At 71.8% G+C, this 15045-nt stretch carries 17 protein-coding genes; 9 read left to right on the plus strand and 8 right to left on the minus strand.

The features are described 5' to 3' along the window. Window positions 1-139: 139 nt before the first annotated feature. The 3 genes from AAFN69_RS17970 to AAFN69_RS17980 all read right to left on the minus strand — a co-directional run bounded on the left by AAFN69_RS17970 (window position 140) and on the right by AAFN69_RS17980 (window position 3352). Entirely contained in the window at window positions 140-1174 is a 1035-nt protein-coding gene (locus tag AAFN69_RS17970; protein WP_347729539.1) for a TIGR04222 domain-containing membrane protein, read from the minus strand. Between the two features lie 4 nt (window positions 1175-1178). Then, window positions 1179-2483, minus strand: coding sequence for a DUF692 domain-containing protein (locus AAFN69_RS17975; RefSeq protein ID WP_347729540.1), 1305 nt, complete (start codon window positions 2481-2483; stop codon window positions 1179-1181). A 149-nt stretch (window positions 2484-2632) separates the two neighbouring features. Further along, window positions 2633-3352: a peptidyl-tRNA hydrolase gene (locus tag AAFN69_RS17980; RefSeq protein ID WP_347729590.1), complete on the minus strand. Its 720-nt coding sequence runs from the start codon at window positions 3350-3352 to the stop codon at window positions 2633-2635. Between the two features lie 110 nt (window positions 3353-3462). Between AAFN69_RS17980 and AAFN69_RS17985 the strand changes: the two genes are divergently transcribed. Both AAFN69_RS17985 and AAFN69_RS17990 read left to right on the plus strand, forming a co-directional pair. Then, a complete protein-coding gene (locus AAFN69_RS17985; protein ID WP_347729541.1) occupies window positions 3463-4137 on the plus strand; it encodes an AIM24 family protein in 675 nt (224 codons plus the stop codon). A 27-nt stretch (window positions 4138-4164) separates the two neighbouring features. Further along, window positions 4165-4356, plus strand: a complete 192-nt coding sequence (locus AAFN69_RS17990; protein WP_347729542.1) for a hypothetical protein — start codon at window positions 4165-4167, stop codon at window positions 4354-4356. Between the two features lie 11 nt (window positions 4357-4367). On the opposite strand, the gene AAFN69_RS17995 is transcribed toward AAFN69_RS17990, so the two are convergent. Together AAFN69_RS17995 and AAFN69_RS18000 are read right to left on the minus strand one after the other, a co-directional pair. Then, window positions 4368-5225 (minus strand): polysaccharide deacetylase family protein, encoded by an 858-nt coding sequence (locus tag AAFN69_RS17995; RefSeq protein WP_347729543.1) that lies wholly within the window; start codon window positions 5223-5225, stop codon window positions 4368-4370. Window positions 5226-5804: 579 nt separating this feature from the next. Then, on the minus strand, window positions 5805-6290 hold the full coding sequence (locus tag AAFN69_RS18000; RefSeq protein ID WP_347729544.1) for a MarR family transcriptional regulator: 486 nt from the start codon (window positions 6288-6290) through the stop codon (window positions 5805-5807). Between the two features lie 107 nt (window positions 6291-6397). Here AAFN69_RS18000 and AAFN69_RS18005 point away from each other — a divergent pair, with 107 nt between their 5' ends. Then, a complete protein-coding gene (locus AAFN69_RS18005) occupies window positions 6398-6811 on the plus strand; it encodes an organic hydroperoxide resistance protein (protein ID WP_347729545.1) in 414 nt (137 codons plus the stop codon). A gap of 128 nt (window positions 6812-6939) precedes the next feature. Here AAFN69_RS18005 and AAFN69_RS18010 read toward each other — a convergent pair whose 3' ends face one another. The 3 genes from AAFN69_RS18010 to zapE all read right to left on the minus strand — a co-directional run bounded on the left by AAFN69_RS18010 (window position 6940) and on the right by zapE (window position 10023). Next, window positions 6940-8307 (minus strand): alkaline phosphatase PhoX, encoded by a 1368-nt coding sequence (locus tag AAFN69_RS18010; RefSeq protein ID WP_347729546.1) that lies wholly within the window; start codon window positions 8305-8307, stop codon window positions 6940-6942. A gap of 127 nt (window positions 8308-8434) precedes the next feature. Next, window positions 8435-8860, minus strand: coding sequence for an OsmC family protein (locus AAFN69_RS18015; protein ID WP_347729547.1), 426 nt, complete (start codon window positions 8858-8860; stop codon window positions 8435-8437). 44 nt (window positions 8861-8904) lie between these two features. After that, a complete protein-coding gene (gene zapE, locus AAFN69_RS18020; RefSeq protein WP_347729548.1) occupies window positions 8905-10023 on the minus strand; it encodes a cell division protein ZapE in 1119 nt (372 codons plus the stop codon). On the opposite strand from zapE, the gene AAFN69_RS18025 reads away from it, so the two are divergent. From AAFN69_RS18025 to AAFN69_RS18050, 6 genes are all read left to right on the plus strand, one after another. Continuing rightward, window positions 10022-10804: a pyrimidine reductase family protein gene (locus tag AAFN69_RS18025; RefSeq protein WP_347729549.1), complete on the plus strand. Its 783-nt coding sequence runs from the start codon at window positions 10022-10024 to the stop codon at window positions 10802-10804. The two genes, zapE and AAFN69_RS18025, sit on opposite strands and share 2 nt — an antisense overlap. A 105-nt stretch (window positions 10805-10909) precedes the next feature. Continuing rightward, window positions 10910-11380: an indole-3-glycerol phosphate synthase gene (locus AAFN69_RS18030; protein ID WP_347729550.1), complete on the plus strand. Its 471-nt coding sequence runs from the start codon at window positions 10910-10912 to the stop codon at window positions 11378-11380. A 78-nt stretch (window positions 11381-11458) separates the two neighbouring features. Next, window positions 11459-12862, plus strand: a complete 1404-nt coding sequence (gene murC / locus AAFN69_RS18035) for a UDP-N-acetylmuramate--L-alanine ligase (RefSeq protein WP_347729551.1) — start codon at window positions 11459-11461, stop codon at window positions 12860-12862. A 12-nt stretch (window positions 12863-12874) separates the two neighbouring features. Beyond that, window positions 12875-13282 carry a peptide-methionine (R)-S-oxide reductase MsrB gene (gene msrB, locus AAFN69_RS18040; RefSeq protein ID WP_347729552.1) on the plus strand — a complete coding sequence of 136 codons (408 nt, stop codon included), beginning with the start codon at window positions 12875-12877 and terminating at the stop codon, window positions 13280-13282. A gap of 69 nt (window positions 13283-13351) precedes the next feature. Next, on the plus strand, window positions 13352-13975 hold the full coding sequence (locus tag AAFN69_RS18045; protein ID WP_347729553.1) for a nucleoside/nucleotide kinase family protein: 624 nt from the start codon (window positions 13352-13354) through the stop codon (window positions 13973-13975). Between the two features lie 78 nt (window positions 13976-14053). Next, the gene (locus AAFN69_RS18050; protein ID WP_347729591.1) at window positions 14054-15007 is read left to right on the plus strand and encodes a hypothetical protein; all 954 of its coding nucleotides are present in this window, start codon (window positions 14054-14056) and stop codon (window positions 15005-15007) included. The last annotated feature ends 38 nt before the right edge of the window (window positions 15008-15045 follow it).

Below are 15045 nucleotides of genomic sequence, written 5' to 3' on the forward strand. Positions count from 1 at the left end.
GTGCGCGGGCGGGAGTTGTAAAGCACCGGAGGCGGGTGTCGCGTCGCATGACCCCAACGAGACCGTCCGGGCGACCCGTACGCGGGACCGCCCCGTATCCCTGTTCGGGTACGGGGCGGTCCGCGCGGGCCGTCCGGGATCAGCAGCCGCCTCCTCCTCCGCAGCCTCCCCCGCCCCCGCCCCCACCACCACAGCTGGAGCCCCCGCCCCCGCCGCCGCAGCTCGAACCGCCGCTGCTCCCGCCTCCTCCTCCGCAGCCGAAACCGCCGCCGCCGCCGCTCCCGCCGCCCCCGCAGCTCGAACCGCCCCCGCCCGAGGTGCCGCAGCCGCCGCTGCCGGGGCCGGCACCGCACCAGGAGGCACCCGCGTCACACCCCGGGCCGCCGTCCGGCACCGAGGCGAGGATCACCGGCGCCACGGCCGCCGCGGCCAGTGCCGACGCGGCCGAGGGGTCGCTCATCATTCCGCGCCACGGCCCGCGCAGCGCCACCAGTTCGCCGGTTCCCGTCACATGGCGGGACGCCGACCGGTGCTTCTGGAGCACGGCCCGCCCCGTGGCGGTGAGCCGCCGGGCGCGGCCCGCCATGATGAAACCGCTCACGCTGCCCACCAGCAGGGCGGGCAGCACCGTCAGCACGAACGGCGGGAGATTGCCCTCCCAGTCGTGGACGAGACCCACGATGGTGAGCGCGATCGCGGCCGGTATCGCCACGATGCAGACCACCCCCTGGGTGATGCCCCAGATCCGGAAGGGGCGCCAGGGCGTGCCGGGCCGCAGCAGCAGCCCCTCCTCCGCGAGCCGGTCGCCGATCTTCTGGACCGCAGGGCTCCGCATCACCGCATGGCGCAGCTCGCTCAGCGAACCGTTCGGGGCGGCCGCGAGCTGATCGAGAATCGCCCGCTCGACCGTGCCCCCGCCCTCGGCGCGGAGCACGGCGACGATGCCCGGCCCGCCGATCCGCAGCTCCCCGGCGGCGTGCATCTCCGCGAGCGCGGCGTCCACCACCCTGCCCGGCCCGCCGCTGAGGAAGGCGGCCTCGTACATGCCACCGCGCGCCCGGTGCGGATACGCGGCCGGAACCCGGCTGGTGACCCGGCTCCATCCGGCGATCAGCCCGATCGTGGAGGCGGCGATCACGATGTAGGTGAAGAGCGTGGCTGTGTGCAGGTTCACGGCACTACCTCCTGACGAGTACGGCACGGGCGGCGCGCAGGATCCGGCCGGTCCTGCGGGGCGGGCGGGGCGGATGCGGTGCGATCCGCTCCTCCCACCACCGGGTCAGCTCGCGGCGCGCTCCGTCGTCGGCGGGCCGCCCCGCGATGAGCAGATGCTCCGCGAAGTCCAGCGCGTCACGGCGGTAGCCGGCGCGCATGGGCCGGGCCCCGGCGTACGCCAGGAAGCCGGTCCGGTAGTCGGCACCGAGGATCTCGGGCAGCTCGGGCGCGATCCTGGCCACCACCGAGGCCCGCTTGGCCGCCAGCGCGCGGCTCTGCACCCGCAGCCGCCGGGAGTCGAAGCCCTCGGGCGCGGGGGTGCCCGCGACCAGCGCGGAGAGCAGCGCGGTCTGCCCGAGCGCCAGCCGCTCCCGGGCGCCGGTGTCCGGGGCGGGCGCGGATTCCCCGCGCGGCGCCGTCGTGACCGGTTCGCGGGCCGGTACGAGAGCCGGCTCAAGCACCGTCCGCCGGATGGTCTCCAGCTCGGCGGCGAGCTCCGCCGCCGGCGGGAAGTCCTCGTCCCGCTCCAGCAGCACCCCGGGCGGCGACACCCGGGACAGCAGCTCCCGGAGCACCTCCAGCACCGGCTCCGTCACCGGATGGGCATGCGAGTCGTGCCACACCCCGTCCCGCTCCACACCCCCCGCCACATGGACATAGGCGATGGCCTCGACCGGCAGCTCGTCCAGCGCCCGCGCCGGATCCTCGCCGCGGTTCACCCGGTTCGTATGCAGATTGGCCACATCGATCAGCAGGCCGACCCCGGTCCGCTCCACCAGCTCGGCCAGGAACTGCCCCTCCGTCAGTTCCTCGTCCGGCCAGGAGAAGAGAGCCGCGATGTTCTCCAGCGCCAGCGGCACCGGCAGCGAGTCCTGGGCGATCCGGACGTTCTCGCAGAGCACCTTCAGCGCCTCCCGGGTCCGGGGCACGGGCAGAAGATGACCCGCCTCCAGTCGGGGCGACGCGGTGAGCGGACCGCCGCCGCGGACAAAGGCGATGTGCTCCGTCACCAGCGGCGCCCCCAGCGCCACCGCGCGTTCCGCCAGCTCCGCCAGCCTCCGCTCATCGGGCCGGTCGGCGCCGCCCAGCCCCAGCGACACCCCGTGCGGGATGATCCTGGTGCCGCGCTCGCGCAACCGGGCCAGCGGTTCGGGCAGATGACCGGGGCAGATGTTCTCCGCCACCACCTCCACCCAGTCGATGCCGGGCAGCTCCGCCACGGTCCGGGCGATCTCCGGTCGCCAGCCGATTCCGATACCGAGTTCCATGTCCCCCTCCTCACGCCCACCGCACCGGTATGACGGTGTGCGTGCAGGGGTGATGGCCCCGCCGGGCGAATCCGAATCCGGAAGGGAGGACGTTCAGAGGTTCATTTGAGGTTGCGCCGCAGCAAGGTGCGCGGCACCCGGCCCTGCGGTCAGCGCCCGCCGCGCAGCGCCGGATGGTCGGCGACCACCGTGGCCGACCCCGGGGCGATCTCCGTGAAACCTGCGTCCCGCACCACCGGCAGCCCACTGGCCGCCAGCTCCCGCCACCGCTCCGCCCCCGGGGTGCGCACCGAGAGCGGGAACCCCGCCTCCGCCCATGCCGCGCGTTCCTCGTCCGTCAGCTCCCACCACGCCAACTGCGCCCCGTGGCCGGACTGCGCCATCGCCTTCCCGGCCGACATCTCCACCGCCGGGCTCATCCACAGCACGGGCCCGGAGAGGTCCGGGGCGGCGGCCGGCTCGGGGTCGTCCAGATCCGTCCCGGAGACCTGGAGCTTCGCCAGCTCCCTGGGCCAGCCGTCCAGCGGCACCGGCGGGAACACCCGCACCTCCGCCGTCCGGCCCGTCACGGTGACACCGGGCAGCTCCGACGCCTTCCGCCACTCCGCGCCGCGCGCCCGGCGCACCACCTTGCGGATCCGGGCGTCCTGCCAGTCCCGCATGGCCCCGGCCCACTCCCCGTCGCCGTGCGACCGCTCGTCCGCGAGGATGCGGAGCACCGCGCGGGCGGCCGTCTCCAGGGCGTCCGTACGGGCCGGGGGCGCGGTCTTCTCGATCCGCACCACCAGCGGCAGTACGAACTGCCGGGCCTCGTGCCGGAAGGCGGTCTCGGGCCTCTCGGCCTGGTTCTCCAGGGTGCCGGGCTTCACGCTCTCGCTGCTCACGCCGGCCAGTCTGCCAGCCCGCGGCGCCGGGGCCTCCGCCCCCCACCTGGAGCGATGGTTGTCGGAACACACCCCTCCGGGTGAGGATGCTTTCCATGAAGAGTGAACTTTTCGCCTCGGAGAACATGGCACAGCAGGCGACCGTGCCCGGCATGTCCCAGCAGAACGCGAAATCCATCCGCTATGTCGTCAACGGTGAGATGCATGCGCGCCAGGGGTCGATGATCGCCTTCCGCGGCAACCTTCAGTTCGAGCGCAAGGGCCAGGGCCTGGGCGGCATGCTCAAGCGGGCCGTCACGGGCGAGGGCCTGGCGCTGATGGCGGTGCGCGGCCAGGGCGAGGCGTGGTTCGCCCACGAGGCGGCGAACTGTTTCATCGTCGAGCTCGACCAGGGCGACGCGCTGACCATCAACGGCCGAAATGTGCTCTGTTTCGACCCCACCCTTTCCTACGAGATCAAGACCGTGAAGGGCGTGGGCTCCGCCGGCGGCGGCCTCTTCAACAGCGTCTTCACCGGCTACGGGAAGCTCGCCGTCATCTGCGAGGGCAACCCGATCGTGATCCCGGTCACCGCGCAGCAGCCGGTGTATGTGGACACCGACGCGGTCGTCGGCTGGAGCGCCCAGCTGGAGACCTCGCTCAACCGCTCCCAGTCCTTCGGCTCGATGGTGCGCGGCGGCTCCGGCGAGGCGGTGCAGCTGATGCTCCAGGGCGAGGGCTTCGTCATCGTGCGTCCCAGCGAGCTGGTACCGCAGAAGGCATCGGGCTGACCCCTTCGCGGACGTACTCTCGGGGGTATGGAATCCGTTCCCCGGTACCCCTGTGAGCCGCCGGCTCCGGCCCCTGCCCCGTCCGACAGCGGAGGGCCGCCCTTCGCCGAGTGCGTCCTCTGCCGGGAACCGACGGAGTACCCGGAGTCGGTGAAGGGCGCGACGCTCTGTCCCGTCTGCGAATGGCAGGAAGCGCAGCGCGGGGCCTGCTCGGGCTGAGCCCGGCGGGCTCACCGCGCCGGGCTCCCGTTCCCCATCAGCTCGGAGACCCGCACCATCCGGTAGCCGCGTGCGCGCAGCTCCGGCACGATCCGCCGGATCGCCCGCTCGGTGGCCGGGGCGGCGCTGGTGGTGCAGTGCAGCACCACCACGGACCCCGGCCGCACTCCGTCCAGCACCTGCTCGGCCACGGCGTCCGCGTCCGTCGCGAAGGCGTCGCCGCCGACCACGTCCCACTGCACGGCGGTCACCCCGGTCGGTGCGACGGCCCGCAGGGCGGCGTCGTCGTAACAGCCGCCGGGGAAGCGGAAGTACGGCACGGTCCGCCGCACGCCGGTCTTCCGGAAGGAGCCGGCCGCCCGCTCCACATCGGACCGCATCCGGCTCCGGTCCACCACCGGGAGTCCGTGGCAATCGGCCGTGAAGGCGTAGTGGCTGTAGGAGTGATTCCCCACCTCGAAGAGCGGATCGGCACCGATGGCCCGCGCCTGGGCCGGGTACTCCTCGGCCCAGCGGCCGGTCATGAAGACGGTGGACGGCACCTTCAGCTCGCGCAGGGTGTTGATCAGCTCCGGATTGTCGAACCGCTCACCGCGGGCCGCGCGGGGGCCCTGGTCGGCGGTCATATCGGCGTCGAAGGTCAGCGCGACGGTCTTCTCCGCGCCTGCCGCCGGGGCGGCGGCTCGTTCGAAGACGGGAGCCACCACCCGCCCGCGCTCGGCCCGCGGCGCGGGGGCGGGCGCCTGGGCGCCGTGAGGTGTGGGGCGGGCCTGCTCACCGGTCTCGCCGTCGCCTCCGCTGCCGCCGCAGGCTGTGAGAGTGAGGGCGGCGGTGAGGGCGGCGGTCATCCGGCGTACGGGGGTGATCATGGCTCAAAAATATCTGAGCATGTCGTGTTTGTAGGTAAATGTGACTGTGCATTGGGGTGATGTGCGTGGGCGGTGTCGCGTCCGCCTTGCGGTGCCTCGGTCCCTTGTTCCGTTTGCTCTCCTCGCATGTGCGGGAGCGCCCGCCCAGAGGCACCCGCCCACTCTGACGCCCATCACGATCCGACCCCTGGGTGACGTTCCGGACCGGGGTTCCCCGCCTTGTGAAACCGACTCGGAACGCGCGGACAGCCAGAGCACGGTGATCACGCACTGGGCTTACTCGCGGAAAGGGGGACGCGCAGGAGCGGTACTGGGGCATCAAGCGTGATTTGCGGCGCAAACCCGGGCGAACAAAACAAGACCGGGTGGCCGCGCCGTAAATCATGCAGCCCCAGTGCCGAACCGGAGCGGCACCCAACCCGCACCAACAAGCACCCAGCCCGAGCAAACGGGCAACCCGCACCAACAACAGCCCAGCCGGCGATTGAGGCGGCGCCCACCCCGCGCAAGGGCGACCAAACCCCGCCCCGCCAGAGGCACCCGCCCGGGGCCGAGCCCCGGAACCGCCCCCGCAAGGCGTCACCCGCCCCGCAGGATCCCCTCGTCCGCCGAATCAAGCGCCTCCGTCAGCTCCGCCAACTCCCTCCGCAGCGCCCCGATCCGCCCCGCCGGCAACCCCGTCGCCGCCGCGATCCGCCGCGGTACCTCAAGCGCGCGGGCCCGCAGCGCGGTGCCCTGTTCCGTGGGGCGGGCCGTCACCGAGCGTTCGTCCTCGCGGCTGCGGCGGCGCTCCACGTGGCCCGCCGCCTCCAGCCGCTTCAGCAGTGGCGACAGTGTGCCCGAGTCCAGCCGCAGATGCTCCCCGATCCGCTTGACCGGCAGCTCGCCGTGTTCCCAGAGCACCAGCATCACCAGGTACTGCGGATAGGTCAGGTCCAGATCCTTGAGCGCGGCGCGGTACACCGCGTTGAACGCCCGCGACGCCGCGTGCAGCGAGAAGCAGATCTGATGGTCCAGGCGCAGAAAGTCCTCGTCCGGCACATCGCTGAGCGTCGCTCTCTCCATGAGCACAGCATACCCCTCACGTCATTCAGTTGTGCACAACTCAATTGCGTGCTCTACTGGCTCCACTCGTATCAGGGAACGCCGACGACGAAAGAGGTTCACCACTCATGGACGCGCTCTACACCGCTGTGGCCACCGCCAACGGCCGCGAGGGCCGCGCCGTCAGCTCCGACGGCCAGGTCGATCTCCCGCTCGCCTTCCCCGCCGCTCTCGGCGGCGACGGCAGGGGCACCAACCCCGAGCAGCTCTTCGCCGCCGGGTACGCCGCCTGTTTCGCGAGTGCCATGGGAGTGATCGGCCGCATGGAGAAGATCGACGTCAAGGACGTCTCGGTCACCGCCGAGGTCAGTATCGGCAAGGACACCGACGGCGGCTTCGGGCTCGCCGTCGTGATGCGGGTCGAGCTCCCCGACCACCTCCTGGGCGAGGCGGGCGAGGCGCTGCTGAAGAAGACCCACGAGACGTGCCCGTACTCGAAGGCCACCCGGGGCAACATCCCGGTCGAGCTCGTCATCGAGTAGCGCCGGGTGCCGCCCACCCGCCGCCCACCCGCCCCGCGCGCACGGCGCACGGCGGACGAATGGCAGGCAGACGGCAGACGGCAGACGGCAGACAGCGGGCGAACGGCGGACAGACGGCCGGCGGCCGTTCAGTCCCGGTGGCTCCAGGGGCCCGTGATCGCGAAGGTCGTCCCCGGCCGGTAGACGTTCAGATACATCGTCTCCCCGTCCGGCGAGAAGCAGGCCCCGGCGAACTCCCCCCAGCGGGGGCTCTCCGGCGAGCCGATGTTCTGCCGGTTGCGGGCCAGCTCATAGAGGTCGCCGCGCCTGGTCAGCCCGTACACGTGCTGGGCGCCGTCGCCGTCCTCGCACACCATCAGCCCGCCGCTGGGCGTGAGACAGATGTTGTCCGGCGACTCCCCGGGGAGCTGGATGTCGGTGTCCGGGCCGAAGACGATCACCAGGGTGAGCCGCCTGCGGTGCGGCTCGTACTTCCACACCTGCCCGAAGTGGTCCCGTGCCGAGCCCTCGTCGCTCCGCGCGAAGCTGGAGACGAAGTACACCGAACCGCCGCCCCAGTAACAGCCCTCCAGCTTCTGCGCCCGGGTGATGCCCCTGGGGCCGAAGTCCTGGAGCCGTACGGGTGTCTGCCGCGCCTGGCTGTCCGGTACGGGCACCCACTCCACCCGCTGGAAACACGCCCCTGTCTCGTCGATCGCCGACAGATCGGGCACGCCGGGCACCCGCATCGCCTCCAGCTCGCCGCCCGCGCGGAGCGACCCCGTACCGCCCAGCGGCTTCCTCGGCAGAAAGCGGTAGAAGAGTCCGTACGGTGGCTGGAAGGCGTCCTCGGTCTCGTAGACGATTCCGGTGGCCGGGTCGACGGCGATCGCCTCGTGCTGGAACCGGCCCATCGCGGTCAGCGGTACCGCACCGGTGCGCCGCGGATCGGCGCCGTCCACCTCGAAGATGAAGCCGTGATCCCTGGTGTAGCCGTTGGTGCCGGCCTTGTCCTCGTTCTCCTCGCAGGTCAGCCAGGTGTCCCAGGGGGTTCGGCCGCCCGCGCAGTTGACGGCGGTACCGGCGATGCCGACCCGTTCGGAGAGCACATTGTTCCGGCCGTCCAGCTCCAGGACCGTGCAGCCGCCCCGTGCCGCCGGGTCGTAGGTGAGGCCGTCGACGGTGGGGACGCCGGGGGAGGAGCTGTGCCGGTTCTCGTGGTTGCGCACGAGATGGACTCTGCCCCGGCGGCCCGCGAGGGCCTCCATGCCGTCGTGGCGGCCGGGCACCGGGCCCTCGCCGGAGCGCAGCGGGTCCCCCTCGCGGGAGAGCACCCGGTAGCGGAAGCCCTCCGGCAGATCGAGCAGACCGGCCGGATCGGGGAGCAGCGGCCCATAGCCCCCGCGCCCGTGGGCGGCGGCCGTTCCCGCGAAGAGTTCGGTGAGCGCGCCCGTGAACGCGATTCCGGCACTCAGCGCGCCGGTACGGGCCAGAACATGACGTCGTGTCGCTGACATGAGGCAACTCCCTGCTGGCGGACAGAGATGTGACCCGCACGGTGTATCACGCACCTTGACGGTGTGTGAACGGTGCGGGCCACAGGACCTCAGGAGACGCCGAAAATCGCCGGTGTCACAGGTGTGGTCAGGCCAATTCGGCGGTGAGCGTGATCGTGGTGCCGGTGAGCGCCTGGCTCACCGGGCAGTTCTGCTTGGCGTTCTCGGCGGCGGCGGCGAAGCCCTCCGCGTCCAGGCCCTCCACCTCACCGCGGACGGAGAGGTGGATTCCGGTGATGCCCTCACCGGGCTGGAAGGTGACATCGGCCTTGGTCTCCAGCCGGGTCGGCGGGGTGCCGGCACCGGTCAGGCCGTGCGAGAGCGCCATCGAGAAGCAGCTGGAGTGAGCCGCCGCGATGAGCTCCTCCGGGCTGGTCTTGCCATTGGCCTGCTCGGCGCGGGACGGCCAGGACACCGGCTGGGAGCCGATGCCGGACGAGTCGAAGGTGACGGTGCCCGTCCCCTTGAGCAGCTCGCCTTCCCAGACCGTGTGCGCCGTGCGGGTGGTGGCCATGGTGGTGGATCCCTTCTGACGGAAAGCTGGTTACGCACCAGAACCTACTGCCCCGCCAGAACCTTCGCGTCACGGGCCAGTGCGGTGAGACGGGAGATGGCCCGGAAATACTTCTTCCGGTAGCCGCCGTTGAGCATGTCGTCGCTGAAGAGCCGGTCGAAGGGGAGCCCGGAGGCGAGCACCGGCACCTCGCGGTCGTACAGGCGGTCGGCCAGTACCACCAGCCGCAGCGCGGTGGACTGGTCGGGCACCGGGCCCACACCGGTGAGACAGACCGCGCGCACGCCGTCGGTCAGCGCGCCGTACCGGCTCGGGTGGACCCTCGCGAGATGTTCGAGGAGCCCGGGGAAGTCGTCGAGCGAGGCGCCGTCGGTGGCGTACGCGGCCTTCGCGACCACCTCTTCGGAGTACGGGGCGGGCGCGTCCGGCAGGCCGCGGTGGCGGTAGTCCTGGCCGTCGATGCGCAGCGGGCGGAAGTGCGCCGAGAGCCCCTGGATCTCCCGCAGGAAGTCCGCGGCGGCGAACCGGCCCTCGCCCAGCTTCCCGGGCAGTGTGTTGGAGGTCGCGGCCAGCGCCACCCCCGCCTCGACCAGCCGGCGCAGCAGGCTCGACACGAGGACGGTGTCGCCCGGGTCGTCCAGCTCGAACTCGTCGATGCAGAGCAGCCGGTGACCGCTCAGGGTCTGCACCGTCTGCTGGAAACCGAGCGCGCCGACGAGATTGGTCAGCTCCACGAAGGTCCCGAAGGCCTTGAGGGAGGGCTCGGCCGGGGTCGCATGCCAGAGCGAGGCGAGCAGGTGGGTCTTGCCGACGCCGTAACCGCCGTCGAGATAGACCCCGCGCGGCCCGGCGGCCGGGGCGGGCTTCCGGGCGAACCAGCGCCGCTTGCCCGCGCCGCCGGCATGGGCACCGCCGAGACCCGCCGCGAAGGACGAGAGGACGGTCACCGCCTCGGACTGGCTGGGCTGCCCCGGATCGGGCACATAGGTGTCGAAACGGACCGAGTCGAAACGCGGTGGCGGCACCATCTCGGCCACCAGCCGGCCGGCGGGGACGAACGGCTCGCGGGCGCACAGGGAGAGCGGCACGCCTTCTGATATGGCACTCGGGGCACGGGTCGACACAAAACCCCACTGTAAGGGGCGTGCCACACTGCATCCCATGCGACGCCTGCTCCCTGTGACCGATCAGACACCCGCCGACGACCGTGAGTGGTCGTTCGACGAGCTGGCCGACGCCTATGCGTATCCGGCCGGCACCCGGGCCGAGGGCGCGTCCGGCACCCCCTGGCTGCGCGCCAACATGGTGTCCTCACTGGACGGCGCCGCCCAGCACGACGGCCGCTCCCAGCCCCTGTCCTGCGACACCGACATGCGGATCTTCGGCACGCTCCGGGCACTCGCCGATGCCGTCGTGGTCGGTGCGGAAACGGTACGCCTGGAGGGTTACCGCCCGGCCAGGGCGCGGGAGGTCTTCGCCGCCCGGCGGGCCGCCGCCGGTCAGGGCCAAGCGCCCGCGATCGCCGTGGTCAGCGCCTCGCTGGAGCTCGACTTCGGGCTGTCGCTCTTCACCGAGCCCCTGGTGCCGACCCTGGTGCTGACCGGCGCCGCGGCGCCCCCGGACCGGATTCGCGCGGCCGAGCGGGCGGGTGCGGAGGTGGTGATCGCCGGGGACGGCCCCGGGGCGGAGCCGGCCCGGATCGTCCGGGCGCTGGGGGAGCGCGGTCTGACCCGGCTGCTCACCGAGGGCGGTCCGCGGCTGCTCGGACAGTTCGTCGCCGCCGGGACCCTGGACGAGCTCTGTCTGACCGTGGCGCCGGCCATGACGGCGGGGGACGCCCAGCGGATCGCGGGCGGGCCGGGCACGGCCGTCCCCGAGCGGTTTGCCCTGGCTTCGGTGCTGGAGGAGGCGGGGTTCCTTTTCACCCGCTACCGTCGCATCTGACAATCGGCGGAATTTGCCGTTCCGGTTAGCTTCGGCTGGGCACACTTACTCTCGCAGACCCCGTGCGGGCACGGGGAAGGATGGTTTCCGCAGAAGGGTCCCGACGTGTTCACAAGCGTACTGATGATCGAGAAGCCCCTGACGCCCGACGACGTGGACTTCGTCACCACGCTCCACGGGGACGAAGGGATCTCCTTCATCGTGCTGATGCAGCCCCGCGGAGACCAGGCCGATCTCCTGCTGCGGGCCATCGACGACGTGGCTCTCGGCGAACTCGGGGAGGCCGTGCACGAGAACGAGGTGCCGGAGGGACGGGACGCCGCGGCCCCCGCCCGGCTCGCCCTGGAGCACTCGCTGGCCGCACTGCGCGCCGCCGGCTGCGAGGCCACCGGCCAGGTCGTGGAGGCACATCCGCTCGACCGGCTCAAGGCCGTGGTGGACGAGGCCGGCGCCGATGAGGTGATCGTGCTGACCGCACCCCACTACGTCGAGGAGTTCTTCCACCGCGACTGGGCCTCGCGGGCCCGCCACAAGGTCGGCGTACCGGTGCTCAAACTCTTCGCGCACAGCGAATAGGCTTGCCGTCCGTCCACACCACCGCCCCGCGCGTCCCGCGGGCCGGACCGCCCGTCGGAATCATTGGGAGACATCTGCATGGCATCCGCCGCCCCCAGCGCCATGGAACGCCCGCACTTCATCGGCATCGGCGGTGCCGGCATGTCCGGTATCGCGAAGATCCTCGCCGAGCGCGGCGCGAAGGTCGCGGGCAGCGACGCCAAGGAATCACCCACCGCCGGCGCCCTGCGCGCCCTCGGTGCCACCGTCCACATCGGCCACGCATCCGGACATCTGGCCGCCGACGCGAGCTGTGTCGTCGTCTCCAGCGCGATCCGCGCCGACAACCCCGAGCTGGTGCGCGCCGCGGAGCTCGCCATTCCGGTGGTGCACCGCTCCGACGCCCTCGCCTCCCTGATGGACGGTCTGCGCCCGATCGCGGTGGCGGGCACCCATGGCAAGACCACCACCACCTCCATGCTGGCCGTGGCCCTGGCCGCGCTCGACCTGGACCCCTCGTACGCCATCGGCGGCGACCTCGGGGGCCCCGGCACCAACGCCCGCCACGGCGACGGCGCGATCTTCGTGGCCGAGGCGGACGAGAGCGACCGCAGCTTCCACGCCTACGCGCCCGAGGTCGCGATCATCCTCAATGTGGAGCTCGACCATCACGCGAACTACGCGTCGATGGAGGAGATCCACGAGTCCTTCGAGACCTTCACCGGCAGGATCGTTCCCGGCGGCACCCTCGTCGTGGCCGCCGACCAGTCCGGCGCCGTCGAGCTGACCGGCCGGGTGCGCCGCGCCGCCGCCGAGCGGGATGTGAAGATCGTCACCTACGGTGAGTCCGAGACCGCCGATGTGCGGATTCACAAGGTCACCCCGCGCGGGCTCACCAGCGAGGTCACCGTGGTCCTGGACGGCCGCTTCCTGACCTTCACCGTCTCCGTCCCCGGCAGGCACTACGCCCACAACGCGGTGGCCGCGCTCGCCGCGGGTGTCGCCCTCGGCATCCCCGCCCACAACCTCGCCTCCGCCCTCGGCAAGTACACCGGGGTCAAGCGCCGCCTCCAGCTCAAGGGCGAGGCGGCCGGGGTGCAGGTCATCGACTCGTACGCGCACCACCCCACCGAGATGGCCGCCGACCTGGAGGCCATGCGGTCGGCCGCCGCCGACGCCCGGCTGCTCGTGGTCTTCCAGCCGCACCTCTTCTCCCGCACCCGGGAGCTCGGCACCGAGATGGGCCGGGCACTCGCACTGGCCGACGCCTCGGTGGTGCTGGACATCTACCCGGCACGCGAGGACCCGATCCCCGGTGTGACCAGCGACATCATCATCGACGCCGCCCGTGCGGCCGGCGCCGACGTCACAGCGGTGGGGGAGAAGAACACGGTGCCCGCCGTGGTCGCGGGAATGGCGAAGCCCGGGGATCTCGTTCTCACCATGGGTGCGGGCGACGTCACGGACCTCGGTCCGGAGATCCTGGCCCGTCTGTCGAGCTGAGGAGCGGTTGTCATGGCCTACGACATCGAGAAGCCGGACGAGCGGTGGCGCGAGGAGCTGAGCCCGGCCGAGTACCAGGTGCTCCGCCAGGCCGGGACCGAGCCCGCCTTCACCGGTGAGTACACGGACACCAAGACGGAGGGCGTCTACTCCTGCCGGGCATGCGGATCGGAGCTGTTCCGCTCCGACACCAAATTCGCCTCGCACTGCGGCTGGCCGTCCTTCTACGACCCGAAGGACACGGACGCGGTCGAGCTGATCGAGGACCGCTCGCACGGAATGCTCCGTACCGAGGTACGGTGCGCACGCTGCGGATCACACCTCGGACATGTGTTCGAGGGTGAGGGGTATGCGACCCCGACCGATCAGCGGTACTGCATCAACTCCATCTCGCTCCGGCTCACCCCCGACGAGAGCTGAGCCGCGGAGCCGTACGGAGCGCGCACAACGGCCCCGTACGGCTCCGGGCCCCGGTGATTCACTGGCACCATGCCCGAAATCCAGTCCAGCCTCCTCGAACGGGCCCGGGCACTCGCCGTCCCGGGCCGCCGCCATGTCCTGGGCATCACCGGACCACCCGGAGCGGGGAAGTCCACCCTCGCCGGACAGCTCACCGACGCCCTCGGCCCGCTGGCCGCCCTCGTCCCCATGGACGGCTTCCACCTCGCCGGAGCCGAACTCCGCCGCCTCGGCCGCGCCCACCGCAAAGGCGCCCCCGACACCTTCGACCCGCACGGCTACGCGGCCCTGCTCACCCGGCTCCGCACCCCCGAGCCCGGCGTCACCGTCTACGCCCCCGCCTTCGACCGCTCCCTAGAAGAAGCCATCGCGGGCAGCGTCCCCGTACCCCCCGGCATCCCGCTCGTCGTCACCGAAGGGAACTACCTCCTCCACGACGACGGACCCTGGGCACGGATCCGGCCACTCCTCGACGAGGTCTGGTACCTCGAACCCGACCCCGCGGTACGGGTGCGCAGGCTGATCGACCGGCATGTCCGGCACGGCCGCGACCGGGCCGGCGCCGAACGCTGGGTACGCGGGTCCGACGAGCTCAACGCCGAACTCGTCGCCCGCCGAAAAAACCGTGCTGACCTGGTCGTACCCATCGACTGAGCAGCCCCGCGCGGGGTGGGAGCGCCACGGGTGGGTACCCTCTCAGCGCGGATGACGGACGAATGGAAGGCAGACGACGTGGGGTTGTTCCGGCGAGGGCCGAGGCGCGACGGGCAAGATGCCCCCCGCGACCCCGAATTCTCCTACTTCTCGGCCAATGAGGGCACCCGGTTCCGTGCCCAGGTACGGGAAGCCTTCGCCGAGCACGGGCTGGAGGTCACCGTCTACGCCGATGTCGTCTCCGACAGCTCCGGCCGCCAGTTCGGACTCGCCAATCTCGCCGCCGTCCTCCACAACGACGACCGAGGCCCGCGCTCCTGGCCCGAACTGGTCCGCCGCCATGTCGGCATGGTCCTGCGCACCATGGACGCGCCCTCCGCGCTCGACACCCTCTCCACCGAGCAGATCCGCTCCCAGCTCTACCCCCGGATCATGAGCTCCGAGGGCTTCGAGCGCGAGAACTTCGACTACGCCCGCGAGCTCGCGCCCGGCCTGTACGAGATCATCGCGCTCGACCTCCCGGAGAGCGTCATGATGCTCACCGACGACGCCCTCGAACCCCTCGGAGACCACCGCTACCTGCGGGAACAGGCGCTCTACAATCTGCGCGGCCTGGCCATCGAAGGACACGAGACCGTCAAGGGCGACGACGGCATGCGCTTCGAGGTCGTCCTCGGGGACTCCTTCTACACCGCCAGCCGGGTCCTCGCCCTGGAGAGCGTCGTCCGCGAGACCACCGGCGACCTGCTGACGGCGGACGGCGCACTGGTCGCCATGCCCTTCCGGCACCAGCTCGCCTTCCATGTCATCCACGACGCCGGCATGATCCCCGCGCTCAATGCCATGGCCTCCTTCGCCGCCGCCGGGTACACCGACACCCCCGGCGCGATCAGCCCGTATGTCTACTGGTGGCGCGACGGCAGGCTCACCCAGCTCAGCGACCGGGACGACGACGGCGAAGGGCTGCGGATCGTGGTGGGGGAGGACTTCCAGGAGCTCCTGGAACGGCTGGTGAACGAGGAACGCGGGTAGCCGCGGGGTCGCGGGCCCGTGCGACCCCGGGCACGATG

The organism is Streptomyces sp. CAU 1734 (assembly GCF_039888735.1).
In the GTDB taxonomy this organism is placed as follows: Bacteria; Actinomycetota; Actinomycetes; order Streptomycetales; family Streptomycetaceae; genus Streptomyces.

What these genes read in the sequence shown, in the direction of transcription:
- AAFN69_RS17975 (WP_347729540.1), bottom strand. Translation starts at nt 2,483, where the DNA reads ATGGAACTCGGTATCGGAATCGGCTGGCGACCGGAGATCGCCCGGACC.
- AAFN69_RS17985 (WP_347729541.1), top strand. Translation starts at nt 3,463, where the DNA reads ATGAAGAGTGAACTTTTCGCCTCGGAGAACATGGCACAGCAGGCGACC.
- AAFN69_RS17990 (WP_347729542.1), top strand. Translation starts at nt 4,165, where the DNA reads ATGGAATCCGTTCCCCGGTACCCCTGTGAGCCGCCGGCTCCGGCCCCT.
- AAFN69_RS17995 (WP_347729543.1), bottom strand. Translation starts at nt 5,225, where the DNA reads ATGATCACCCCCGTACGCCGGATGACCGCCGCCCTCACCGCCGCCCTC.
- AAFN69_RS18000 (WP_347729544.1), bottom strand. Translation starts at nt 6,290, where the DNA reads ATGGAGAGAGCGACGCTCAGCGATGTGCCGGACGAGGACTTTCTGCGC.
- AAFN69_RS18005 (WP_347729545.1), top strand. Translation starts at nt 6,398, where the DNA reads ATGGACGCGCTCTACACCGCTGTGGCCACCGCCAACGGCCGCGAGGGC.
- AAFN69_RS18010 (WP_347729546.1), bottom strand. Translation starts at nt 8,307, where the DNA reads ATGTCAGCGACACGACGTCATGTTCTGGCCCGTACCGGCGCGCTGAGT.
- AAFN69_RS18015 (WP_347729547.1), bottom strand. Translation starts at nt 8,860, where the DNA reads ATGGCCACCACCCGCACGGCGCACACGGTCTGGGAAGGCGAGCTGCTC.
- AAFN69_RS18025 (WP_347729549.1), top strand. Translation starts at nt 10,022, where the DNA reads ATGCGACGCCTGCTCCCTGTGACCGATCAGACACCCGCCGACGACCGT.
- zapE (WP_347729548.1), bottom strand. Translation starts at nt 10,023, where the DNA reads ATGGGATGCAGTGTGGCACGCCCCTTACAGTGGGGTTTTGTGTCGACC.
- murC (WP_347729551.1), top strand. Translation starts at nt 11,459, where the DNA reads ATGGCATCCGCCGCCCCCAGCGCCATGGAACGCCCGCACTTCATCGGC.
- msrB (WP_347729552.1), top strand. Translation starts at nt 12,875, where the DNA reads ATGGCCTACGACATCGAGAAGCCGGACGAGCGGTGGCGCGAGGAGCTG.
- AAFN69_RS18045 (WP_347729553.1), top strand. Translation starts at nt 13,352, where the DNA reads ATGCCCGAAATCCAGTCCAGCCTCCTCGAACGGGCCCGGGCACTCGCC.